At 54.7% G+C, this 24,484-nt stretch carries 22 protein-coding genes; 20 read left to right on the top strand and 2 right to left on the bottom strand.

Going from position 1 to position 24,484, the window contains the following annotated elements; genetic code table 11:
* The first annotated feature begins 31 nt into the window (after positions 1–31).
* Positions 32–955, top strand: coding sequence for an AraC family transcriptional regulator (locus tag INF30_RS07630; protein ID WP_076778713.1), 924 nt, complete (start codon positions 32–34; stop codon positions 953–955).
* On the opposite strand, the gene INF30_RS07625 is transcribed toward INF30_RS07630, so the two are convergent.
* Positions 846–2,168 carry an MATE family efflux transporter gene (locus INF30_RS07625; RefSeq protein WP_076778710.1) on the bottom strand — a complete coding sequence of 441 codons (1,323 nt, stop codon included), beginning with the start codon at positions 2,166–2,168 and terminating at the stop codon, positions 846–848. The genes INF30_RS07630 and INF30_RS07625 overlap by 110 nt on opposite strands.
* Complete coding sequence (locus INF30_RS07620; RefSeq protein WP_226394786.1) at positions 2,155–2,610, bottom strand: MarR family winged helix-turn-helix transcriptional regulator; 456 nt, start codon at positions 2,608–2,610, stop codon at positions 2,155–2,157. Before INF30_RS07620 ends, INF30_RS07625 begins: the two co-directional genes overlap by 14 nt.
* 213 nt (positions 2,611–2,823) lie before the next feature.
* Between INF30_RS07620 and INF30_RS07615 the strand changes: the two genes are divergently transcribed.
* The 19 genes from INF30_RS07615 to INF30_RS07525 all read left to right on the top strand — a co-directional run bounded on the left by INF30_RS07615 (position 2,824) and on the right by INF30_RS07525 (position 24,461).
* Positions 2,824–3,618 carry a Cof-type HAD-IIB family hydrolase gene (locus tag INF30_RS07615; RefSeq protein ID WP_226394785.1) on the top strand — a complete coding sequence of 265 codons (795 nt, stop codon included), beginning with the start codon at positions 2,824–2,826 and terminating at the stop codon, positions 3,616–3,618.
* A 99-nt stretch (positions 3,619–3,717) separates the two neighbouring features.
* Positions 3,718–4,884 (top strand): galactokinase, encoded by a 1,167-nt coding sequence (locus INF30_RS07610; RefSeq protein ID WP_226394784.1) that lies wholly within the window; start codon positions 3,718–3,720, stop codon positions 4,882–4,884.
* A 36-nt stretch (positions 4,885–4,920) separates the two neighbouring features.
* Complete coding sequence (galT, locus tag INF30_RS07605) at positions 4,921–6,411, top strand: UDP-glucose--hexose-1-phosphate uridylyltransferase (protein ID WP_226394783.1); 1,491 nt, start codon at positions 4,921–4,923, stop codon at positions 6,409–6,411.
* Positions 6,412–6,635: 224 nt separating this feature from the next.
* Positions 6,636–6,809, top strand: coding sequence for a type II toxin-antitoxin system HicA family toxin (locus INF30_RS07600; protein ID WP_226394782.1), 174 nt, complete (start codon positions 6,636–6,638; stop codon positions 6,807–6,809).
* Between the two features lie 66 nt (positions 6,810–6,875).
* Positions 6,876–7,289 carry a type II toxin-antitoxin system HicB family antitoxin gene (locus tag INF30_RS07595; RefSeq protein ID WP_226394781.1) on the top strand — a complete coding sequence of 138 codons (414 nt, stop codon included), beginning with the start codon at positions 6,876–6,878 and terminating at the stop codon, positions 7,287–7,289.
* A 311-nt stretch (positions 7,290–7,600) separates the two neighbouring features.
* Entirely contained in the window at positions 7,601–8,650 is a 1,050-nt protein-coding gene (locus INF30_RS07590) for a glycosyltransferase family 2 protein (RefSeq protein ID WP_226394780.1), read from the top strand.
* Positions 8,541–11,060 carry a YfhO family protein gene (locus INF30_RS07585; RefSeq protein WP_226394779.1) on the top strand — a complete coding sequence of 840 codons (2,520 nt, stop codon included), beginning with the start codon at positions 8,541–8,543 and terminating at the stop codon, positions 11,058–11,060. Before INF30_RS07590 ends, INF30_RS07585 begins: the two co-directional genes overlap by 110 nt.
* Positions 11,061–11,167: 107 nt before the next feature.
* A complete protein-coding gene (locus INF30_RS07580; RefSeq protein WP_226394778.1) occupies positions 11,168–12,631 on the top strand; it encodes a UDP-N-acetylmuramoyl-L-alanyl-D-glutamate--2,6-diaminopimelate ligase in 1,464 nt (487 codons plus the stop codon).
* 17 nt (positions 12,632–12,648) lie between these two features.
* The gene (gene priA, locus INF30_RS07575; RefSeq protein ID WP_226394838.1) at positions 12,649–14,877 is read left to right on the top strand and encodes a replication restart helicase PriA; all 2,229 of its coding nucleotides are present in this window, start codon (positions 12,649–12,651) and stop codon (positions 14,875–14,877) included.
* 54 nt (positions 14,878–14,931) lie between these two features.
* Entirely contained in the window at positions 14,932–15,408 is a 477-nt protein-coding gene (gene def / locus INF30_RS07570; protein ID WP_076778678.1) for a peptide deformylase, read from the top strand.
* The gene (gene fmt, locus INF30_RS07565; protein ID WP_226394777.1) at positions 15,409–16,341 is read left to right on the top strand and encodes a methionyl-tRNA formyltransferase; all 933 of its coding nucleotides are present in this window, start codon (positions 15,409–15,411) and stop codon (positions 16,339–16,341) included.
* Positions 16,342–16,425: 84 nt separating this feature from the next.
* A complete protein-coding gene (locus INF30_RS07560) occupies positions 16,426–17,133 on the top strand; it encodes a zinc metallopeptidase (RefSeq protein WP_330601288.1) in 708 nt (235 codons plus the stop codon).
* Between the two features lie 11 nt (positions 17,134–17,144).
* Positions 17,145–18,443, top strand: coding sequence for a 16S rRNA (cytosine(967)-C(5))-methyltransferase RsmB (rsmB, locus tag INF30_RS07555; protein WP_076778674.1), 1,299 nt, complete (start codon positions 17,145–17,147; stop codon positions 18,441–18,443).
* A 16-nt stretch (positions 18,444–18,459) separates the two neighbouring features.
* Positions 18,460–19,533 (top strand): 23S rRNA (adenine(2503)-C(2))-methyltransferase RlmN, encoded by a 1,074-nt coding sequence (gene rlmN / locus INF30_RS07550; protein ID WP_083582699.1) that lies wholly within the window; start codon positions 18,460–18,462, stop codon positions 19,531–19,533.
* Positions 19,511–20,254: a Stp1/IreP family PP2C-type Ser/Thr phosphatase gene (locus tag INF30_RS07545; protein WP_076778670.1), complete on the top strand. Its 744-nt coding sequence runs from the start codon at positions 19,511–19,513 to the stop codon at positions 20,252–20,254. Before rlmN ends, INF30_RS07545 begins: the two co-directional genes overlap by 23 nt.
* Positions 20,248–22,260: a Stk1 family PASTA domain-containing Ser/Thr kinase gene (gene pknB / locus INF30_RS07540; protein WP_226394776.1), complete on the top strand. Its 2,013-nt coding sequence runs from the start codon at positions 20,248–20,250 to the stop codon at positions 22,258–22,260. Before INF30_RS07545 ends, pknB begins: the two co-directional genes overlap by 7 nt.
* A 3-nt stretch (positions 22,261–22,263) precedes the next feature.
* Positions 22,264–23,142 (top strand): ribosome small subunit-dependent GTPase A, encoded by an 879-nt coding sequence (gene rsgA / locus INF30_RS07535; RefSeq protein WP_226394775.1) that lies wholly within the window; start codon positions 22,264–22,266, stop codon positions 23,140–23,142.
* Between the two features lie 4 nt (positions 23,143–23,146).
* Complete coding sequence (rpe, locus tag INF30_RS07530) at positions 23,147–23,809, top strand: ribulose-phosphate 3-epimerase (RefSeq protein WP_226394774.1); 663 nt, start codon at positions 23,147–23,149, stop codon at positions 23,807–23,809.
* Positions 23,802–24,461 carry a thiamine diphosphokinase gene (locus INF30_RS07525; protein ID WP_226394773.1) on the top strand — a complete coding sequence of 220 codons (660 nt, stop codon included), beginning with the start codon at positions 23,802–23,804 and terminating at the stop codon, positions 24,459–24,461. The genes rpe and INF30_RS07525 overlap by 8 nt, the downstream gene beginning before the upstream one ends.
* Positions 24,462–24,484 lie beyond the last annotated feature (23 nt).

Genomic DNA, 24,484 nt, shown 5'->3' with positions numbered 1-24,484 from the left:
TTTGACACAATCCTGCCATGGAGGAAAAGATATGGAGGAAAAAAGACAGTATCTTGAGAAGCGCCATCACGGGACAAGCCTGTTCCCGGCAGATTACTATCACTGCGTGTACCCGGCAGGGCTGGCCGGCCTTCCGGTCCACTGGCACGAGGAGTTTGAGATCACGCGGGTGCAACGGGGGAGCTGCACCTATCTTATCAACCTGGAGCCCTGCCAGGTGAAAGAAGGGGACTTCCTTTTTCTCCCCTCAGGTATGCTCCACGGGATACCGGAGGGAAAGACAAGGCTGCTGGAGACAGACAGCTTTGTCTTCCACCCCGCTATGCTGGGGGGCAGGACGGACGCCTGCGGTGTGAAGTACATTGCGCCTGTGGAGAAGGGGGAGATCTGTTTCCCGGCGGTGGTGCGGGCGGAGGACACAGGCCGGGAGTTTTCTGAAAGGCTGGAGAGCCTGGTCGGCCGGCTGAGGAGGAGCTTTGTCGAAAAGGAGGAGGGCTATGAGCTGGAGGTGAAGGCCGGGCTTCTGGAAATCCTGCTCCTTCTGTACAGGCAGGTCCCGTTTGAGAGGAAGAGACAGGAGAACCGGGAGGTCATTGAGAAGCTCCGGGCGGTCCTCCAGTACATAAAGGAAAACTATCAGCACCCACTGAGCGTGGCCGAGCTGGCAGAGGTCTGCCACCTCAGCGAGTACTATTTTATGCGCTTTTTCAAACAGCATATGAACATGACCTGCGTGGAGTATATCAATCAGTACCGGATGGAGATCGCCGCGGGCAGACTGGCCGAGGGCCGGTCCAGTATTACGGACATTGCCCTGGACGCGGGCTTTAATAATCTTTCCTATTTTAACCGCGTGTTCCGCCGGAGCTTCGGGATGACACCCAAAGCCTACAGGCAAGCGCTGTCACAAAGGTCAGCGTCTGGGCAAGAGGGATGCTCAGCCACACGCCGGTAAGACCGGCCAGCCGCGGCAGAAAAAGAAGGAGAAGGAAGAGGAACGCCGGCTCCGCATACACCAGGATGTAGGACAGGAACGTCTTTTCCGTGGCGTAGAAGGCGGAGGTGGTGACCCGCACAAAGGCCAGGAAGACGAGGCTTATAAGGAAGCAGGGCAGGACCTGTCCAGCCTCCGCGCGTACCTGGTCCGAGGCGCCGAAGAGCCCTCCGATCTGATAGCGGGTCAGGAAGATGAGGAGCATGCAGGCGGCCGCGATGAGGACTCCGCTCAGGTAGGCCAGGCTGCAGACCTTCTTCATGCTTTTTGCCTGGTCTTCTCCGTAGTACCTGCTGATGAGAGGCTGGCAGCCGTCTCCCACACCCTGGAGCAGCAGGTACACGATGACAATGACGTACACGATGCAGGCGTAGCAGGCAGCTGCCTTCTCCCCGCCGTAATCCATGAGAAAACGGTTCATGAGGATGATGGTGATGTTGGGGGAGAAGGTGATCCCGAAGGGGGACAGCCCGATCTTCACAATGCCTCCGAGGAGTCCGCCCGCCCTTCCGGAGGAGAAGACAGAGCGGAGCAGGTGGAAGGATACGCCCCTGCGCAGGAAAAAGAGGAGTCCGCCTGCCATGGTCACCGCCTGCCCGATGAGAGTAGCCAGGGCCGCACCGTCCACGCCCAGGTGCAGGACCCACACAAAGGCGTAGTCCAGCACAATGTTTGTGAGAAAGCCCGCCACCATGATCATCATGGCGTAGAAGGCGCCGCCCATGTTGCGGATGAGGGGCACAAGCCCTGTGCCGAAGATCTGGAACACAGACCCAAGGACGATGATGCGCAGGTAGGAGTTCCCCAGGTCCAGGATATGCCCGGAGGCCCCCAGCGCCGCCAGGACAGACGGGGAGGCCAGGTAAAAGACCAGGGTGGAGATGAGGGAGGCGGCCAGGAGAAGGAGTACAGTGCCGTCTGTGTATCTCTCCGCCTCCTCCCTTTTCCCGGCTGCCAGCCGGATGGAATAGTGTACGGCGCCGCCCATCCCGATGCCGGTGCCGGCAGCCTGCAGGAGGGCCACTACCGGGTAGGCGATGTTGATGGTGGTCAGTCCCACATCGCCGATGCTGTTCCCCACAAAGAAGCCGTCTACGATACAGTAGACACCCGACAGGGCGAAGGCCAGGAGTGAGGGGATGACATAGCTGAAAAATTCTCTATAAAGCTTCATGCTCTTGTTCCATTCCTTTCTTAAAATGCTGACAGAACAGCTCCATGCCGCCGATCATGGCGTCCACGAGGGCCGGGTCCAGCTGCTCCATGATAAAAAGCTCCAGCTTCTTCAGGCTCCCGAGGGTACTCCCGCAGAAGTCCCGCCCCCTTTCTGTGAGCTGTATGGCCTTGCTGCGCCGGTCCTCCTCAAGTGGGACAAGCTCCAGCAGGCCCTGCTTTTCAAAATCCTTCAGTATCGTGTTGACTGTCTGCTTGGGGAGGGCCCACTCCCGGCAGATGCTCTTCTGGGTACAGGTCCCGCGCCTTCTGTCTGCGACCGCTATCAGCACAGTCAGGCTGTTGTAGGTGAGACCGTGGAGCCGCGCCCATCTCTCGTACAGAATGGTCGTCTCCTGCCAGAGATTATAATATTTTTCCAGAGATTTCCTGTTTTTTGTCATAGTGTCCTCTCTTCCTGCAAGTTCATATTAAAACGGATTTAGTCCGAAAACGGACAAAAAATATTATAGTCCGAACTCGGATTTCATGTCAAGAGGAAACGGCACGGGCTGGAAACAGGATTTACGAACGACTCTGGTCATGCTACAATAGAGGCGGCCGCAGAGCCGGGAAAGGCCCGTGCTGCCGCGGAAAAGTCAAGAGGAGAAAGAAGAATGGAGAGAGCAGTTTTATTTTTCGATATAGACGGCACCCTGCTCAGCGAGGTGACCAGGACCATACCGGAGAGTGCCGTGCACGCTCTGGAGGAGGCCAGGAGGAAGGGACATCTGGTCTTTATCAATACCGGCCGGACAGCCTGCTCCGTGCCGCCGGAGATACGCAGACTCCCGGTGGACGGCATCCTTTGCGGGTGCGGCATCTATGCGGAGTACAGAGGACAGGTGATCTTCGAGGAGCACCTGGATGCGAAGGCCGCTGCTTCTATTGTGGAGATGGCGGAAAAGTGCAGGGTGGATGCCCTGTACGAGGGGATGGAGGACGTGTACTTCTCCTCCAGGATATCCCGGTTTGACAGCCTGGAGAACACCAGGAGATACATGAAGAACAGAGGGCTGGGAGTAGAGAGGTATATCGAGCAGGGCGGCTGTCCCTACGACAAGATCTTTGCCTACACGGACCGGGAGAGCAAAAAGGAAGATTTTTTTGATTTCCTCACGGACTATATGGAGATACTGGACCGGGGGGATAACACCTACGAGTGCATCGTGAAGGGGTATTCCAAGGGAACCATCATCGACTATATCCTGCACTATTTTAATCTGGGGCGGGAGCGCTCCTATGTCTTTGGCGACAGCAGCAACGACCTGGCCATGTTCCGGTACGCGGCTCACGGCATTGCCATGGGGAAACATGACAAAGTGCTGGATCCGTACACGGAATATGTGGCTCCGAAAGTGGAGGAGGAAGGCATCTGGCAGGCCATGAAGCATCTGGGGCTGATTGATTAGTGAAAAACGCAATATTTTTATAGTTTCAGCAACTATCCTTATAGTTTTTGGCGGGAAATCCAACTATAATTATAGAAAAAGAGAAAGGTGTATGTGGAAATGAAAGAGAAAGTATTGAGCGTTTTCAAAGAAAAATACGGCGACGGCGGGGATATCCGTCTGTATTTCGCGCCGGGCCGTGTCAACCTCATCGGGGAACATACGGACTACAACGGGGGACATGTTTTTCCCTGCGCGCTGACCATCGGTACATACGGCGCGGCAAGAAAGCGGGAGGACCGGAAGATCCGCTTCTACTCTATGAACTTCAGGGATCTGGGAGTCATCGAGACCAGCCTTGACGAGCTTACACCGGACAAGAAAGCCGGATGGACCAACTACCCGAAGGGAGTGATGTGGGCCTTCAGGGGAAGAGGGTACGAGATGGACTGTGGTCTGGACGTAGTCATCTACGGCGATATCCCCAACGGCTCCGGGCTTTCTTCATCAGCCTCCCTGGAAGTGCTGACAGGCACCATGCTGAAGGACCTGTACGGCTTCCCGGTATCCATGGTGGAGATCGCGCAGATCGGACAGTATTCTGAAAACAATTTCAATGGTTGCAACTGCGGGATCATGGACCAGTTTGCCAGCGCCATGGGGAAGAAGGACCATGCCATTTTCCTGGACACCAATACGCTGCAGTACGAGTACGCGCCTGTGAAGCTGGAGGACGCAAAGATCGTTATCACCAACAGCAAGGTGAAGCACAGCCTGGTGGACTCTGCCTACAATGACAGAAGAAACGAGTGTGAGAGGGCTCTGGCAGATCTTAAGAAAGTGACGGATATCAGCGCCCTGGGAGACCTGACCGAGGAGGCCTTTGAGGCCCACAAGGACGCCATCCAGGAGGAAGTCTGCCGGAAGCGGGCCAAGCATGCGGTGTACGAGAACCAGAGGACCATCCACGCAGAGGCGGCGCTGAAAGAGGGAAATGTGGAGCAGTTCGGAAAGTATATGAACCAGTCTCACATTTCTCTTCGGGACGACTATGAGGTGTCCTGCGAGGAGATCGACGTGCTGGTGGATCTGGCATGGAGCGTGCCCGGCGTCATCGGCTCACGGATCACAGGAGGCGGATTTGGCGGCTGTACAGTCAGCATTGTGAAAAATGACGCGGTAGACACATTTATCGACACAGTGAAAAAGGGCTACAAGGACAAATGCCACAAAACGGCAGAGTTCTACGTAGTTGAGGTCGGCGACGGGGCGCACCGGCTGGCATAGTGAGGGCGGATGCCCTGTATTCAGGAGGAAAAGGGAATGTTATATAAGAATATAAAGAAGCTTGTGGAGTACGGTGTTCAGACCGGTCTTACGCCGGAGTGTGAGAGGACCTACACCACCAACCTGCTTCTGGAGATTTTCAAAGAAGATGACTATGAGGACGTGTCCATAGAAGGCGAGGAGCTGGATCTGGAGCAGATCTTAAAAGAGCTTCTTGACGAGGCTGTGGCAAGGGGACTTGTGGAGGACAGCGTGGTGTTCCGCGACCTCTTTGACACGAAGCTGATGAACTGCCTTCTGCCCAGACCTGCCCAGGTGCAGAAGACTTTCTGGGAAGAATATGAGAGATCCCCGGAGGCTGCGACAGAATTTTTCTACAAATTCAGCCAGGACAGCGACTACATCCGCCGCTACCGGGTGAAGAAAGATATGAAGTGGAAAGTGGACTCCCCCTACGGTGAGATCGACATTACCATCAACCTGTCCAAGCCGGAGAAGGATCCCAAGGCCATCGCGGCGGCAGGGGCGGCAAAGGCAAGCAGCTACCCCAAGTGCCAGCTCTGCATGGAGAACGAGGGCTACGCCGGGAGGGCAAACCATCCGGCCAGGGAGACCCACCGCATCATCCCTATCACCATCAACGACAGCAGATGGGGCTTTCAGTATTCTCCCTATGTGTACTACAATGAGCACTGCATCGTGTTCAACGGTCAGCACGTGCCCATGAAGATCGACCGGGCTGCTTTTGTGAAGCTGTTTGACTTCGTGAAGCAGTTCCCCCACTACTTCCTGGGTTCCAATGCGGACCTTCCCATTGTGGGCGGCTCTATCCTGAGCCACGACCATTTCCAGGGCGGAAACTACACATTTGCCATGGCAAAGGCTCCCGTAGAGATCCCGGTGACCATCCCCGGCTACGAGGATGTGGAGGCTGGCATCGTGAAGTGGCCCCTCTCCGTACTCCGTATCCGCCACGCAGATGAGAAGCGACTCATCGACCTGGCAGACCACGTGCTGCAGGCATGGAGAGGATACACGGACGAGGATGCCTTCATCTACGCAGAGACAGACGGCACACCCCACAACACCATCACTCCCATCGCCAGAAAGAAGGGAGACATGTACGAGCTGGATCTGACCCTGCGGAACAATATCACCACAGAGGAGCATCCCCTGGGCGTGTACCATCCCCACGCACAGTACCACAATATCAAGAAGGAGAACATCGGCCTTATCGAGGTCATGGGTCTGGCCGTCCTTCCCTCCAGGCTGAAGGAGGAGCTGGAGATCCTGGCGGACTATATCGTGGAGGGCAAAGACATCCGCTCCAACGAGAAGATCGCCAAGCATGCCGACTGGACAGACTCCTTTCTGCCGAAATACGACAGCATCACAAAGGACAATGTGATGGATATTCTGAAGGAGGAGACAGGCATCGTCTTCACCCACGTGCTGGAGGACGCAGGCGTCTACAAGTGCACGGAGGAAGGCCGCAGGGCGTTTATGCGGTTCATTGAGACGCTGTAGGCATGGCGGAGGCGCCGGTTTATTTCATATGGATGACAGTATGCCACCAGTCAGAAATGGCTGGTGGTTTTTTATGTCCTTGTGCAATATATATGAATAAGAATGGACTTTGTGCATACGTACAATATACGTATGATTTAAGTGTATAAATCTTGACAGACCGAGATTTTGTACGTATAATATACGTATAGAATACGTATTGATAAAAAGGGAGACACATGTAGATGAAACGCAGAGAGCTGGTGAAGCTGCTCGAAGACAATGGATGGTATGTAAAAAGAAATGGTGGGAACCATGATATATATACAGATGGAACAAGGGTAGAACCAATTCCGCGCCATCCGGATATTAATGAGCGGCTTGCGAGAAACATTATCAAGAAGTTGGGGCTTAAATAACCCCTTCTTCTTAAATGTTGCATATCATTAACAGTCAGCTTTTTGAGAGACCAGGAGGAGTGAACGATGCTAATTAAAGAGAGAAAGGCATACCCGATTGTGATATCAAAAGAAAGTGATGGATTTTTCTATGTGGAAATCCCGGATTTTGATATTGCAACTCAGGGTGAAAGCATTGCGGATGCTATGGAAATGGCGAGGGATGCCATCGGACTTATGGGAATTGATTTCATGGATGATGGGAAGGAAATTCCGGAACCAGGTTCGAAAGAAGTAATAGCAGATAAAGATGATATTGTTACGCTTGTAGACGTTGATTTTATGGAGTACAGAAAAAAAGTAGACAATAAAGCAGTCAAAAAGAATTGTACCATTCCGTATTGGCTGAATGTAGAAGCGGAGAAAGCCGGGATCAATTATTCCAAATTGCTTCAGGAAGCTATTATAAATGCACTGGGAATAAGCAAAAAGGTCTATTAATATTCCGTGAAGCTGGCCATGGACATTGCCAAAGTATGACAGAGCTCTCTGAGAACTGGATTCCAGAGAGCTTTTTTCGTTGTAAAAAATGTAAAGAAGCATATGAATTTCGTTGTTTTTTTTGTTTTTCTCCTGTATGCCATAGAGGAAATTTATAAATGTATCCGGAAAATATGAAAACAAACCTTTAGATAATATTTAACGAATTTTAAGATTTCTTTCCACGAATTATCACAAATTAAGTTTAGACTTGTCTGGAGATAAGGCGAGGGCCCCGCGGAGAGGGGCGCTGCGGAAAGGAGTCTTTTTTTATGCTTGAAGAACAAAAACCACTTATCAGTATCATCGTACCATGTTTCAACGAAGAAGAAGTTCTCCCTATCTACATAAAGGAAATGGAGAGTATCATTGGCGGGATGAAGACGGCCCGGGTGGAGATCATCTTTGTGGATGACGGCTCCACGGACGGCACGGCAGAGATGCTGCGGCAGTTCCACAGCAGGCGGCAGAATTACCGTTATCTTTCCTTTTCCCGGAATTTTGGCAAGGAGGCGGCCATGTACGCCGGCATGCAGGCGGCTCTCGGGGATTACGTGGCTGTCATGGACGCGGATCTGCAGGATCCTCCCGAGTATATCCCTCTTATGTTCCAGACGCTGAAGAAAGGAGAGTACGACTGCGTCGCCACCCGGCGGGAAGACCGGAAGGGGGAGAAAAGGATCCGTTCTTTTCTGTCCGCCTCATTTTATAAATGTATCAACAGACTCTCAAAGGTAAAGATTGAGGAGGGCGCCAGGGACTTCCGGATGATGAACCGGAAGATGACGGATGCCCTTCTGTCCCTGGGCGAGAAGAACCGTTTTTCCAAAGGGCTTTTCGGCTGGGTGGGATTTAAGACAAAGTGGCTTCCCTACCACAACGTGGAGCGGGCGGCCGGCGACACAAAGTGGTCTGTGGCAAAGCTTTTCCGGTATTCCCTGGACGGGATACTGGGCTTTTCCACTATCCCTCTGTCCGTGGCTTCCTACGGAGGCATTTTTTTCTGCGGCCTGGCCTTTGTCATGATCGTTTTTCTCGTGATCAAAAATCTGATCTGGCATGACCCGGTGGCAGGGTGGCCGGCCATGATGTGCGCCATCATTTTTATAGGCGGTGTCCAGCTCCTGTGCATGGGCATCATGGGCCAGTATCTGGCGCGGGCTTACACGGAGATCAAAGACAGACCAATCTATATCTTAAGGAGTTCCAGTGATGAAGAAGATGAAAAGCAGCAGGAAAATTTTGTTTCCATTGATACTTACAGTTATACCGATCCTTCTCACTCTGATGAAGATAAGCGGAGGGTATCTGGCGGGATCTGAGACCGACTGGCTCTCCCAGCACATTGTATTTCCGGAGTATTTCCGGCAGAAATTTTATGAGACCGGCAATCTCTGGCCGGACTTTGCCATGGAGCTGGGCGGCGGGCAGAATATATGGAATTTTGCCTACTACGGGCTCTATAATCCCCTGTACCTGCTGTCCTTTCTCCTGCCCTTTGTAAAAATGTCCGACTACGTGCAGGCGGTCATGGTGCTGACCTGGATCGCAGACGGCCTGCTGTGCTACATCTGGCTGAAGAACGGCCACTTCCGTCGGGAGGACAGTTTTTTTGCAGCCCTTCTCCTCGTGCTTTCGGGTCCTGTGGTATTCCATACTTCCATGCAGATCATGTTTGTCAGCTATATGCCCTTCCTGCTTCTGACGCTCATAGGCTATGACAGGTACGTAAGCACAGGAAAATACAGCCTTCTGACCGCGGGTGTGCTTCTCATGGCTCTCACCAGCTTTTACTTTGCAGTAGGAGGGGTGGCGGCGCTTCTGATCTATGGACTGTGCGGCTGGAAGAAGGAGTGGGCTTCCTCCCCTGGGGTCCTTGTCCGGTCTTTGTGGAAACAGTTCTATCCTGCCTTCTTCGGGGGACTTCTGTCATTTTTCTACCTGGTGCCGGTGTGTTTTGCCATGCTGGGTGGAAGGAGCGATGACAGCAGCTATGCGTTGTCGGATCTTATTACGCCGGAAGTAAGTCTCTTTAAAGTTCTCTACTCACCTTACGGCATGGGGCTGACGGCCATGGCGGTGGTGGTCCTGTGCGTCAGTCTGTTTTACTGCCGGTGCAGGGAAAAATACATGGCCATGTGCCTGGGACTTCTTCTCCTCTTCCCGCTGGCGTCTTACATTCTGAACGGCGGGCTGTATATGAGAGCCAAGGCTTTCATCCCCTTCCTGCCGCTGCTCTGCTATCTGGCGGCTGCCTTCTTCGGGTACTTCCGCCGGGGCATTATCGCCAGGTGGAAGCTGCTCTCTGGCTATGCGCTGGCTGTCTGCATTCTGGTATGGGGAAGCATGGGAAATGGTGTCGCAGACGGGGCAAGGGCAGTGCTCTACGTGGATCTTCTGGTATGTGGCCTTTTGTTCCTGGCAGGCGTAAAACTCTGGCGCAGAGCTGTGTGTACAGGCCTTGCGGCGGTTATGCTCTGCGCCTCCTGTGTACAGATTGCCTTCTCAAAGGACAGTCTGGTAAAGGCGGACTGGATGAAGGAATTTTCAAGCGGAGACATGGCGGAGGCGGCACAGAAGATCCGCAGTGAGGACAGCGGACTCTACCGGATGGAGGTCCGGGGCACGAGGGAGCAGGAGAAGGCGGCAGACAACCAGGTGATGACCGAAGGGCAGAACCTGACGAATCTGTATTCCTCTGTGGGGAACAGCGCCTATGAATCATTCCGGGAGGAAATCCTGCATCTGGCCCGTCCGGCCAGAAACGGGCTGATGCAGGAGTCCACGGAAAATCCGGTCTTTCTGCGGCTTATGGGGGTGAAGTATCTCCTGGTGCGGGAGGGAAATGAAACAGAGATCCCGGAGGGCTACGAGAAGACAGGCCAGGTGGGGACGGTGGAGATCTATCAAAATGAAAGCACGGCTCCTGTGGGCTATGTGACAGACCAGGTGATCTCCAAAGAAACCTTTGCGGAACTGTCCTGGCCGGAGCAGTCCCTGGCCCTTCTGACCCTGGCGGCGGCCGGGGAGGAGGATACGGCAGACTTTCAGCCGCAGGTCCGGGAGGCGGATTTTGGTTCTCTGGAAGGAGAATATGAGGTGGATTCCGGCGGGGAGACAAAAGACTTTGCGCTGGAGGACAGACAGGAGACAGACCAGTATCTTTTTCTCAGTTTTAAAGTAAAGAATAACAGGCCCCGCCGGGACGTGAGCATTTCGGTGAACGGGGAGACGAACAAGCAGAGTGCTTCGCAGGGCTATGCCTATGACAATGAAAACCAGGTTTTCTATTATATGTGTCCCCTGGAGGAGGGGCAGACATCTGTGGAAATTGCATTTGGCGAAGGAAGTTATGAGATATCGGATGCCCAGGCCTGGTACGGAAGCGCTGACGACGCCGGGAGCGGCCAGGCAGAGTATGTGGATGCGGGCCTGGAACTGACGGCGGACGGGGACGGGCTGACAGGAAGCTTTACGACAGAGAACGGCGGCTGGCTGATCACGTCCATCCCGTATGACCAGCATTTCACTGTATATATAGATGGGAAGGAGGTTCCGGTCAGCCAGGTCAACGGTGGATTCCTGGGAGCGGAAACAGAGGCGGGAAGCCACCAGGTGGAGATACGATATGACGCGCCGGGAAAGGCGGCGGGACTGGCGGTGTCCCTGGCGGCGGCGCTCTTTCTGGGGGCGGACGCACTGCGGAAGAAATATGGGGTGTCACGGAAGTGACGCCCTTTTTTGTCACCCTCCGGGGAAATTTGGCACACGGAAACAGTTGACGGGATCATTCGGCTGTGTGACAATTATAAATAAGGCCTATATCACAGGAGGCAGATATGGAACTAAGCCAGCTGCTCTCACAGGTGAGATACGAGGTGATACAAGGTACGGTCCACACCCGGGTTGCGGGTGTGACAAATGACACGAGAGATCTGAAGAGAAGGGATGTCTATGTCTGTATCGAGGGGTACGATACAGATGGACACAGGTTTGTCCCGGAGGCTGTGAAAAAGGGAGCGTCGGCCATTGTGACGGCAAAGGAGATCCCCTGCCCGGAGGGGGTGACGGTGATCCGGGTGTCAGATACCCGGTGGGCTCTGGCAGCCATGTCCGCAGCCGCGCTGGGGTATCCGGCGGAGCACCTGCGGGTCATCGGTATAACCGGAACAAAGGGGAAGACCACCACCGCCTGGATGCTCCGGGATATCCTGCGGCGGGCGGAAGGGGCATGCGGGCTGATCGGGACCGTGGAGACAGATACGGGGCTGCGCCGCTTTCCCAGCGCCCGCACAACCCCTGAGTCCTGTCAGCTCATGGCATATTTTCAGGAGATGAGGGAGGCAGAGCTTAAAAGTGCAGTGATGGAAGTGTCCTCCCAGGCCCTGAAGCTGGAGAGGACAGCCTGTATCCCTTTCCATATGGGGATCTTTACCAACCTGGGTGAGGATCATATTGGTCCAGGAGAGCATGCGGACCTGCAGGAGTACCGGTGGTGCAAGCACCTTTTGTTCCTTCAGTGTGAGACCGGGCTTGGGAACAGAGATGATCCCTGCTGGGGGGAGATCTTTGACAGGACCGGGTGCAGGAAGATCACCTTCGGGACCGGGGAAGGGGCAGACTACCGGGCTGTGGAGATCCGCCGGGAGACCCGGGGAGACTGCCCGGGCATGTGCTTTGCGATGGAGGGGAGAGAGGGCACCTTTTTTATCCCTCTTCCTGGGAGATACAATGTGTATAATGCCCTTGCCGCAGCCGCGGCGGCCTTTGAGCTGGGAGTCGGGGAGGAGACTGTGCGGGAGGCGCTGTGCCGGGTTTCCATACCGGGCCGGATGGAGCGGATCCCCTCCGGGGACGGGCGCTGCATTTTCCTTGATTATGCCCACAATGCCCTGAGCCTTGCCAACGCCCTCGGCACGCTGCGGGGCCTGGCTAAGGGCCGTCTGATCGTTCTTTTCGGATGCGGGGGGAACAGGTCCAGGCAGAGGCGCTTCGAGATGGGAGAGACAGCCGGGAGGATGGCGGATGAGACGGTTATCACCAGCGACAATCCCAGAGAGGAAAAGCCGGAGGACATCCTGGCAGATATTGTGGAGGGCATGAGGCGGACAGAAGGGACGTACACAGTCATACCGGACCGGAGGGAAGCGATCCGTTACGCGCTGGACTGCAGCGGGAGCGGAGACGTGGTCCTGATCGCGGGAAAGGGACACGAGACATATCAGGAAATACAGGGAGTGCGCTATCCTATGGACGACAGGGAGATCATACTTGGCGTGCTCCGGGGAGAAAAGGACAGGTAAGGATGCCGGAGAAAAAGATTTACGCAGATATCATTATTGACATTACAAACGAAAAACTGGATAAAATATTTCAGTACACCATTCCGCAGCGGCTGAAGGGAAAGCTGGAGGTGGGGACAGAGGTGCTGGTCCCCTTTGGGAAGGGAAATAAGGAGATCCGGGGATATGTGGTGGGATTTTCCGAGATTCCCGGCTATGACCCGGCCAGGATCAAGGAGATCCTGGAAGTGCCAAAGGAGAGCGTAGGGATCGAGACCAGGCTGGTGGCTCTGGCGGCCTGGATGAAGGAGTCCTACGGAGGAACGATGATCCAGGCGCTGAAGACTGTCCTTCCCATCAAGAAGAAGGAGAGGGAGAGAGAGAAGAAGGCGCTGGTCCTCCTTGTCTCCCGGGAAGAGGGAGAGGAGAAACTGCTCTGGTATCAGAAGAAGAACCAGAAGGCCAGAGCCAGACTCCTTGAGGCGCTCCTTTTGAGCCCCAGGCTGGACTATGATCTGGCCCGGGAGAAGCTGAATATCACCCGCCCGGTGGTGCGGGCTCTGGAGGAGGCCGGCCTTATCCGCATCGAGTCCGTCCGGGTGTATCGGAATCCGCTGCAGGCAGGGGGAGAAGAGGAGAGAAAGATCGCGTATACAGAAGAACAGGAGGCTGCCATCCGCAGGTTTTCGCAGGACTATGACCGGGGACTGCGGCGGACCTACCTGGTCTACGGCGTTACCGGCAGCGGCAAGACGGAGGTCTATATGGCTATGATCCGGAAAGTGGTGGAGTCGGGCAGGCAGGCCATTGTGCTTATTCCCGAGATTGCCCTCACCTGGCAGACCGTGCTCCGCTTTCAAAGGCTGTTCGGCGACCGGGTGTCCATCCTCAATTCCCGGATGTCGGCGGGGGAGCGGTACGACCAGATGCAGCGGGCAAAAAAGGGGGAGATCGATGTTATGATCGGCCCCAGGTCTGCCCTGTTTACCCCCTTTCCCAAACTGGGACTGATCGTCATAGACGAGGAGCATGAGGGAAGCTACAAGAGTGAGCAGGTGCCCCGATATCACGCCCGGGAGACTGCTGTGGAGAGAGCCCGCCTGGAGGGGGCCGGTGTGGTGCTGGGCTCAGCCACACCCTCCCTGGAGGCTTTCTACCGGTGTGGAACAGGAGAGTATGTGCTGCTCCGGCTGCCATCCAGAGCCGGCAGCGCAGCCCTGCCCCATGTCTATGTGTCAGATATGAGGGAGGAACTGAAGAAAGGCAACCGCTCCATCTTCAGCGACAGGCTGAGAGAGCTGATGGAGGACCGGCTGAGAAAGGGACAGCAGGCCATGCTCTTTATCAACCGGAGAGGGTACGCCGGCTTTGTCTCCTGCCGGTCCTGCGGCCATGTCATCAAGTGCCCGCACTGTGATGTCTCCTTGTCCTCTCACCGGGGCGGAAGGCTTGTGTGCCACTACTGCGGCTATGAGAGGCCTGAGGCGAGGACCTGTCCGGAATGCGGGTCCCCTCATATCGGTGGGTTTAAGGCGGGTACCCAGCAGATCGAGGAGATGGTGAAAAGGGAATTCCCGGGGGCCAGAGTGCTCCGGATGGATGCGGACACCACCCGGAGAAAAGACGGCCACGAGAAGATTCTCTCCGCCTTTGGCGACGGGGAGGCGGACATCCTTGTGGGTACACAGATGATCGTCAAGGGCCACGACTTTCCAAATGTAACCCTGGTGGGAGTGCTGGCTGCCGACATGTCCCTCTACAGCGACGATTACCGGTCCGCAGAGCGCACCTTTCAGCTCCTGACCCAGGCCGCCGGCCGGGCGGGAAGAGGGGGCGGGGGAGGCGAAGTGGTGATCCAGACTTACAGTCCGGACCACTACAGCATTGAGACCGCTGCCCGGCAGGATTACGAAGCATTTTACGAGGAGGAGATCCGGTACCGGGAACTGATGGGCTACCCTCCGGCGGCCCACCTCCTGGCTGTGCTCCTGGCGGGGGAGGACGAGGAGAAGCTGGCAGCTGCCTCCTCCTACCTGAAGGAATTTGCGGCCAGGCTGGGATCCTCGGGGCAGTTTGCGGTGATTGGTCCGGCCAGCCCCTACGTGGGGAAGGTGAGTGATGTTTACCGAAAGATCCTCTATCTAAAATGTGAAAAATATGGTATGCTTGTTAAGGCGAAAGACAGGATGGAACAGTATATTGAGCTGAACCGGGGATTCCGTGATATACGGATCCAGTTTGACTTTGACCCGGTACATTCTTTCTGACAGAACGCCGGTTTGACAGATCAATGATTTTTTTATAGAAGGAGCTAAAGACATATGGCAACCAGAAAGATAAGAGAACTTGGAGATGAAGTGCTGACAAAGCAGTGTAAAGAAGTGACAAAGATGACTCTGCGGACCAAGGTCCTGATCCAGGATATGCTGGACACCATGTACGAGGCACTGGGCGTGGGCCTGGCGGCTCCCCAGGTGGGCGTGCTCAAAAGGATCGTGGTCATCGATGTGGGGGAGGGTCCCCTCATCCTTATCAACCCGGAGATCCTGGAGACTTCCGGTGAGCAGACCGGGGAGGAAGGATGTCTCAGTGTGCCGGGCAAATCCGGCCAGGTGACAAGACCGGACTATGTGAAAGTAAAGGCCCTGAATGAGGATATGGAAGAGATAGAGCTGGAGGGAACCGGACTTCTGGCAAGGGCATTCTGTCATGAGATCGACCACCTGGACGGAAAGATGTATGTGGATCTTGTGGAAGGAGAACTCCACGATGTGAGCTACGACGAGGAGGATGAGTAGATGAGAGTGATCTTTATGGGGACGCCGGACTTCTCCGTGGGAACACTGGAGGCCCTGGTTCAGGCGGGACATGAGGTTGTGCTGGCAGTGACCCAGCCTGACAAGCCAAAGGGAAGAGGCGGAAAAATGCAGTATACACCGGTGAAGGAGAAGGCCCTGGAATATGATATTCCGGTCTTTCAGCCTGTGAAAGTCCGGGAGAAAAGCTGTGTGGAGAAGCTGGACAGTTATAAGGCGGATGTGATGGTGGTTGTGGCTTTCGGTCAGATCCTTCCAAGGGAGATCCTGGAGCTTACTCCCTACGGCTGCATTAACGTCCATGCCTCCCTTCTGCCGAAATACAGAGGGGCAGCGCCGATCCAGTGGTCTATCATTGACGGGGAGACGGTGACCGGCGTGACCACCATGCAGATGGACGAGGGGCTGGATACGGGCGATATGCTCCTTAAAACAGAAGTACCCCTGGAGCCGGATGAGACAGGCGGCAGTCTTCACGATAAATTGTCGGCGGCCGGGGCAAAGCTCTGCGTGGAGACGCTGAAGGCTCTGGAAGAGAAGACTGTGACTCCCGAAAAGCAGGGAGAGACGCCTACAAAATATGCCCGAATGCTGGACAAAGAGCTTGGAAAGATCGACTGGACAAAGGATGCTGCCTCCATTGAGCGGCTTGTGCGGGGCTTAAATCCCTGGCCCAGCGCCTACACGTCCTGGGAGGGAAAGACCATGAAGATCTGGTCCGCGGAAGTGGTGGACAGGGAATGTAAAGCGCCCTGCGGCACGGTGGCTGAAGTGACGAAGACAGATTTCTCCGTGCAGACGGGAAAAGGCCTTCTGAAGGTCACAGAACTGCAGATCCCCGGAAAGAAGCGGATGGCTGCGGACGCTTTCCTCAGAGGATACAAAATGGAGACAGGGACGCTGCTTGCTGAATAATAAATGAAAAAGTGTTAAAATTATATGAAAAACAGGTTTGCCGCCTGTTTTTCGTATATAATACTTCCCTGGAGGTTGATGATTATGATGTATCCTATGTATTACTGGTTTGATCCCACATATATACTTGTCATTGCAGGTGTGATCATCTGTCTGGCGGCATCCGCAAAAATGCGCTCTACCTTTAACCGATATTCCAGGGTGAGGAGCCACAGCGGCCTGACCGGAAGAGAGGCGGCCCAGGAGGTGCTTCGCCGGGCCGGCATCTACGATGTCCGTGTGGAGCGGGTGTCGGGCAATCTGACAGATCACTATGATCCCCGCACAAAAGTGCTGCGGCTCTCGGATGCTACGTACAATTCTACATCACTGGCAGCGGTGGGTGTGGCGGCTCATGAGTGCGGGCATGCCATGCAGCACGCACAGGGGTATGCACCGCTGAAGATCAGGGGATCCCTTGTCCCTCTGGCCAATCTGGGAAGCACCCTGGCCTGGCCGCTGATCCTGATCGGGCTTGTCTTTACGGGACGGTCCTCGGAGATGTTTCTGAACCTTGGAATTCTGGCATTTTCACTGGCTGTTCTCTTTCAGCTTGTGACGCTGCCTGTGGAGTTCAATGCATCCAGGCGGGCAGTCAGGATCCTGGGAAGCTCGGGGATCATGTATCCCGATGAGATAGATGGGACGAAGAAAGTGCTGGGAGCGGCGGCGCTCACCTACGTGGCAGGGGCGGCGTCATCCATTCTGCAGCTTCTTCGTATTATTCTTCTGACGGGGAACCGCAGGGATTAAAGGAGGAACCGATGGCAAAAGTCAATACAAGAGACCTGGTGGTGGAGATCCTTCTCCTTGTCACCAGGGACGGACAGTACAGCCATATCGCGCTGAACCAGGTGCTGGAAAAATACCAGTACCTGGATAAAAGCGACAGGGCTTTCATCACAAGAGTGACAGAAGGGACCCTGGAGCGGATGATCGAACTGGACTATATCACGGACCAGTTTTCCAAAGTGAAAGTAAAAAAGATGAAGCCTGTCATCCGGGCTATTGTCAGGAGCGCCGTCTACCAGCTCAAGTATATGGACAGCGTTCCTGATTCTGCTGTCTGCAATGAGGCGGTGAAGCTGGCTGTATCCAGAGGATTTGGCGGGCTGAGGGGATTCGTCAACGGCGTGCTGAGGTCCATTGCCAGAAACCTGGACAGCGTGCAGTATCCGCCGGAGGGGACGAAGGAGTACTTGAGCGTCAGATACTCCATGCCGCCCTGGATCCTGGAACAGTGGCTTGCCTGGTACACGCCGGAGCAGGTGGAACAGATGCTGCGGAATTTCCTGGAGGAAAAGCCTACCTCCATCCGCTGCAACCTTCATCAGATATCCCGGGAGGATCTGAAGAGAAAGCTGGCAGGCGAGGGTGTGAAGGCGGAGGAAGTGCCGGAGCTTCCCTGCGCTCTTCTGATCTCCGGATACGACTATCTGGGAGCCCTTCCCAGCTTTCAGGAGGGGGACTTCCAGGTGCAGGATATCAGCTCCATGCTGGTGGCAGAGAGGGCGAACCCCAGGGAGGGGGACTATATTATCGACGTGTGCGCAGCCCCGGGAGGCAAGGCGCTTCATCTGGCGGATAAGCTGAGAGGCACAGGCATGGTGCAGGCCAGGGACATCAGTGACTACAAGGTGGGACTGATCTGGGACAATATCCGCAGGGCAGGCATGGAAAATATCGAGGCAGTCCGGTGGGACGCCACGGTCCTGGATGAGGAATCTGTGGAGAAGGCAGACATTGTGATCGCGGATCTTCCATGCTCAGGACTTGGAGTCCTGGGGAGAAAGAGCGATCTGAAATACCGGATGACCCGGGAGGGAGAGAAGGAGCTGGCTGCTCTTCAGAGGCAGATCCTCTCACAGGTCTGGAGATATGTAAAGCCCGGCGGGAAGCTGGTCTACAGCACCTGTACCATCAACCGGGAAGAGAATGAGGAAAATGCGGCCTGGTTCCAGGCGGAGTATCCAGAGTTCCGGCTTGTGAGCGAGGAGCAGCTCCTCCCCGGTCAGCAGGCGGGAGATGGATTTTACATTGCTGTTTTCGTCAGAAAGGATTAAACATATGGGGGAAACTATGGGGAAAAAGAAAGATATCTGTTCTTATACATACGAAGAGCTGGCAGAGGAGATGAAGGCGGCCGGCGAGAAGGCGTTCCGGGCCAGGCAGATCTATCAGTGGCTTCACGTGAAGCTGGCGGACAGTTTTGATGAGATGACGAACCTGTCCAAAGTGCTGCGTGAGAAGCTGGACCGGGAGTATGAGATCGCCCGGATGGATCTGGTGGAGCGGCAGATCTCAAAGGCGGACCCCACGGAGAAATTTCTCTTTGAGCTGGAGGACGGCAACATGGTGGAGAGCGTTCTTATGAAATACGATTACGGGAATTCCGTCTGTATCTCCTCCCAGGCCGGGTGCCGGATGGGGTGCGCTTTTTGCGCATCCACCATCGGCGGGCTCAAAAGGAATCTGAAAGCGTCGGAGATGCTCAGACAGATTTATAAGATCCAGAAGACCACCGGGGAGAGGGTGTCCAACATTGTGGTTATGGGCACCGGGGAGCCCCTGGACAACTATGACAATTTCGTCCGCTTTATCCGCATGATCAGCGCCCCGGAAGGGCTGAACATCAGCCAGAGAAACATCACCGCCTCCACCTGCGGCATCGTGCCCGGGATCCTTCGGCTGGCGGAGGAGGGCTTTCAGATCACCCTGGCGCTCTCACTCCACGCGGGCACCCAGGAAAAGAGAAAGAGCCTCATGCCTGTGGCCAACAGATATGAGCTCTCAGAGGTGCTGGCGGCCTGCGATACATATTTTGAGAAGACCGGCAGAAGGATCACCTTTGAGTACAGCCTGGTGAAGGACGTCAACGATACGGACCAGGACGCGGCGGATCTGATTCGCATAGCCGGACACAGGAACTGTCATATCAACCTCATTCCGGTGAACCCGGTGAGGGAGAGAAGCTACGTGCGGCCGAGCCGCCAAAATGCCCTCAAATTCCAAAATAAACTTGAAAAAAACGGAATAAATGTTACTATAAGAAGGGAAAGAGGCTCCGATATTGACGGGGCCTGCGGACAATTACGGAGACGCTACGCGGCTGCGGGAAAGGAAAAGGCAGATGAAAATTTACGCGCTGACTGATGTGGGGAGAAGACGGGAGGTAAATCAGGACTATGTATTTGCGACAGACAGTCCTATCGGACCGTTCCCGAATCTCCTGGTAGTTGCGGATGGGATGGGCGGCCACAAGGCCGGAGACTTCGCATCCAAATTTACCGTTGAGACGCTGAAAAGAGAACTGGAAAAAAGCGCGCCGGGAAGACCGGACGAGATTTTCAAAGCTGCCATCGACACCGCCAACCGCAGATTGATCGAGGAGGCGCAAAGAGACGTAAAGCTGGAAGGCATGGGTACAACCCTGGTGGCTGCCACAGTCATTGACAATACGCTGCACTTTGCGAATATCGGCGACAGCCGTCTATATCTGATCAGCGACAACATCCGGCAGTTGTCCAAAGACCACTCTCTGGTAGAGGAGATGGTGCGGCTGGGAGGCATCAAGGCGGAGGAGGCCAGAAACCACCCGGACAAGAACATCATCACCAGGGCTATGGGAGTCAAGGACGAGGCAGAGGCAGATTTCTATGAGTTCCGCATCAGCAGGGGAGATAAGATACTGATGTGTACGGACGGCCTGAGTAACATGGTGGAAGATGAAGTCATGTTCGGCATTGTGAAAGGTTCCAGAGATATCATAGAGGCTGTGCATATGCTGATCGACAGGGCAAATGCAAACGGAGGCAGAGATAATATAGGGGTAGTGATGGCGGAGCCCATCGCTGATGAGGTAGGCAAATGGTAAAAGATGGTATTTTTTTAGGAAACAGATATGAGGTAATAGAGAAGATAGGCGCAGGCGGCATGGCGGATGTCTACAAAGGCAGGGATACAATGCTGAACCGCTATGTCGCGATCAAAGTTTTGAAAAAAGAGTTCCGGGAGGACCAGACGTTTGTAAAGAAGTTCCGCTCTGAAGCCCAGGCGGCTGCTGGTCTTCTGAATCCCAATATCGTCAACGTCTACGATGTAGGGGAGGACAGGGGTCTTTACTATATGGTTATGGAACTTGTGGAAGGCATTACGCTGAAAGAATATATAGATCGTAAGAAGCGGCTTTCTGCCAGGGAAGTGATCAGCATTGCGATCCAGATGTGCTCAGGTATTGAGGAGGCACACAAACATCACATCATACACAGGGATATCAAGCCCCAGAACATCATTATATCCAACGACGGCAAAGTGAAGGTGACGGATTTCGGCATCGCCAGGATGGTGACATCCACGACCACGACCACAGTGGCTATGGGATCGGTTCACTATACATCACCTGAGCAGGCAAGGGGCGGTTACAGCGACGAGAAGAGCGACATCTACTCCATCGGCATCACGCTGTACGAGATGGTGACAGGGCAGGTTCCCTTCAACGGGGATACCACGGTGGAAGTGGCAATGAAGCACCTGCAGGAGGAGATCACGCCTCCCTCTGAGCTGGTACCGGACATCCCTTACAGTCTTGAACAGATCATTCTGAAATGTACCCAGAAAAACGCAGAGAGAAGATACAGCGATGTGGACGAGCTGATCCAGGATCTGAAGCATTCCCTTGTGGATCCGGACGGAGATTTTGTCCAGATCGTTCCTGTGGGAAATGCAGATACCGTAATCATCACAGAGGATGAGCTGGATGATATACGCAGCTCTTATGGAGACGATGATGACGACAGTTACGGCGAAGAATACGATGAGGACAATGAGGATGATGACGAGGACGACGAGGATCATGACAGCGATGAAGTCAATCCCCGCATGAACAAAGTCATCAAGATCATGACCATTGTTGTGGCGGTTATTATCATATTAGTGCTTGCCCTTGTGATAGGCCGGGCAGCCGGGCTGTTCCGCTTCGGCGGCACAGGGACCCAGCAGGAGCAGGAGAGCGACCAGGTGAAAGTGCCTGATGTAGTGGGAATGACCCTGGAGGATGCCAAGCAGGAGCTCAACGATGCAGGGCTTGGCTGGAAGATTGGCAAGCAGGAAGAGTCCGCTCAGTATGACAAGGGCTATGTCATGGGACAGGATCCGGAGGACGGTGAAAAAGTAAAGAAGAACACGCAGATCACGCTGGATGTGAGCACCGGCAAGGCAGAGGAGCAGGTGGAAGTGCCTGACGTAGTAGGCCAGGATGAAGCCGATGCCCAGAAGACGCTGGAGGACGCAGGCTTCAAGGTGGAGTCCACTGCGGTCTACAGCAGCCAGCCTCAGGGAGAAGTCGTGGCCACCACCCCGGAAGCGGGAACGCAGGCCGCGAAAGGCTCTACTGTGACGATACAAGTCAGCAAGGGAGAAGAGAAGATCAGTGTTCCGGATGTGCGGGGCACAGATGAAAATACAGCCAAGAGCACCCTCTCAGGCGCCGGGCTGAATGTGACAGTTACTACGGATTACAGTGACAGCGTAGCCCAGGGCAATGTCATCTCCCAGGATCCCTCAGCGGGAACCAAGGTGGATGCGGGGACCAATGTGAACATTGTGGTGAGCCTTGGATCCAGACCTGTCAGCGTGCCTTCTGTTGTGGGCGTCTCAGAGAGCAATGCCCGCCAGATGATCGCAAGCGCCGGGCTGACTGTGGGAACTGTGACCTACAGGGAGGACTCTGCGCCGGCCGGCCAGGTGATCTCCTGCGACCCGGGAGTGGGATCTAGCGTGTCCAGAGGATCCACGGTCAACCTTGTGGTGAGTCAGGGACAGTCTTCATCCGGCGGAGATACGGATGAGCCGGATGACTCGGACACAGGAGAAGGACAGTAATACATGCAGGGAAAAATCATAAAAGGTATTGCCGGATTCTACTACGTTCACGTGGCAGGATCCGGTATTTACGAATGTAAGGCAAAAGGAATTTTTAGAAAAGAGAATAAAAAACCCCTTGTGGGTGACAATGTGGAGATCGATGTGCTGGACGAAAAAGACATGGAGGGCAGCCTGGTCCGCATCCTTCCGAGAAAGAATGAGCTGATCCGTCCCGCGGTGGCCAACGTGGATCAGGCTCTTGTTGTCTTTGCGGCAGCAAAGCCGGACCCTCACCTGAACCTGCTGGACCGCTTTCTTGTCATGATGGAGAGAAAGGAGATCCCGGCAGTGCTCTGCTTTAACAAAAAGGACATCGCCGATGGCCCGCGTATTGCGGATCTGGAGGATATTTACCGGGGCTGCGGGTGCAGGATCATTTTTACAAGCGCGGAGAAAAAGGAAAATATCCGGCAGCTGAAGGAGATCCTGGAGGGGAAGACCACCACAGTGGCAGGGCCTTCCGGCGTGGGGAAATCCTCCCTCATCAATCTGCTCCAGAGCGAAATCCAGATGGAGACCGGCTCCATCAGCGAGAAGATCGCAAGAGGGCGGCACACTACCCGCCACAGCGAATTCATTGCCATAGATGAAAATTCCTACATCATGGACACCCCGGGGTTCAGCTCCCTCTACACCAATGATTTTGAGAAGGAAGAGCTGAAGCACTACTTCCCGGAATTCTTCCCCTACGAGGGACAGTGCAGATACAATGGATGCGACCATGTACATGAGCCGGACTGCGCCGTGAAGGCGGCGGTGGACGCAGGAGAGATCCACAGGGCCCGGTACGACAGCTATCTGGACATGTATGAGGAGCTGAAGGAAAAGAGGAGGTATTGAGGCTATGGAGTACATTTTGGCGCCGTCTATTCTGGCGGCAGATTTTACAAAGCTGGGCGAGGAAATCCGACTGACAGAGGAAAACGGAGCTGCCTGGCTTCACTTTGACGTCATGGACGGCATGTTTGTCCCCAGTATTTCTTTCGGCATGCCTGTGCTGAAATCCATCCGTCACGCTACGGGGCAGTTCATGGACGCCCACCTTATGGTACAGGATCCGATCCGCTACGTGGAGGCCTTTCAGGAGGCGGGGGCGGACGGTGTGACTGTCCACCTGGAGGCCTGCCCGGATGTGAAGGCTGCCCTGGACAAGATCCATGCGTGCGGCATGAAGGCGGGGCTCTCCATCTGCCCGGAGACTCCGGCGGAAGAGGTGGAGGGGTATCTGGACGATGTGGAGATGATCCTTATCATGTGCGTCCATCCCGGATTCGGAGGGCAGAAGTTTATTCCGGAGTCTCTGGAGAAGATCCGTGCTGTGCGGCAGATGGTCAGGGAGAAAGGGCTGGATCTTGATATCCAGGTAGACGGGGGCGTGTACCTGACCAATGTCCGGGAAGTGCTGGATGCGGGAGCTAATGTGATCGTCGCCGGCTCGGCTGTCTTTAACGGAGATCCGCAGGAAAACACAAAAAAATTTATGGAGATATTTAAGAGCTATGAGTAGGAGAGCAGTGATCATCAGCGGGGGAATTCTGTATGAGGAGCTGATAGAAAAGACCATCGGGGAGTGCGAAGATCCATGCATTATCGGCGTGGACAAAGGGGTGGAGTTCCTGTATCGTCACAGGATCCAGCCCAGTTATATCGTGGGAGATTTTGACAGTCTGTCCCAGGAGATCGTGGACTATTATAAAAACGAGACCCATGTGTCGGTGCGTGAGTACAATCCGGTGAAAGATGCGTCAGACACAGAGATTGCGGTCAGGCTTGCCATAACGCTGGGATGCCACGAGATGGTAATTCTGGGCGCCACCGGAAGCCGGATCGATCACCTCTGGGCCAACATCCAGACACTGACCATTCCCTTTAAGGCCGGAGTGGAAGCGGTGATCCTGGATCCCCAGAACAAGATCCGCCTTATAGGCGGAGAGACGCATCTCAGGAAAGAGGAGGCCTTCGGAGATTACTTCTCCGTTTTCCCGCTGGGGGAACCTGTCTTTGGATTCAGCATCAGGGGGGCGAAATATCCCTTAACCGAGCATACGCTGACCCCGTACGACAGTCTCTGCGTCAGCAATCAGATCGAGGAGGACGAGGTGGTCATTGATTTTGTCAGTGGTATCGTCATCTTGATGGAGACCCGGGACGGCAGATAATGAAACATAAGAAAGAAAGGAAA

Source organism: Claveliimonas monacensis, from assembly GCF_014982975.1.
Taxonomy (GTDB): domain Bacteria; phylum Bacillota; class Clostridia; order Lachnospirales; family Lachnospiraceae; genus Claveliimonas; species Claveliimonas monacensis.
The sequence above is the reverse complement of the archived record's forward strand: the minus strand, read 5'-3'. Positions and strand labels throughout refer to the sequence as shown.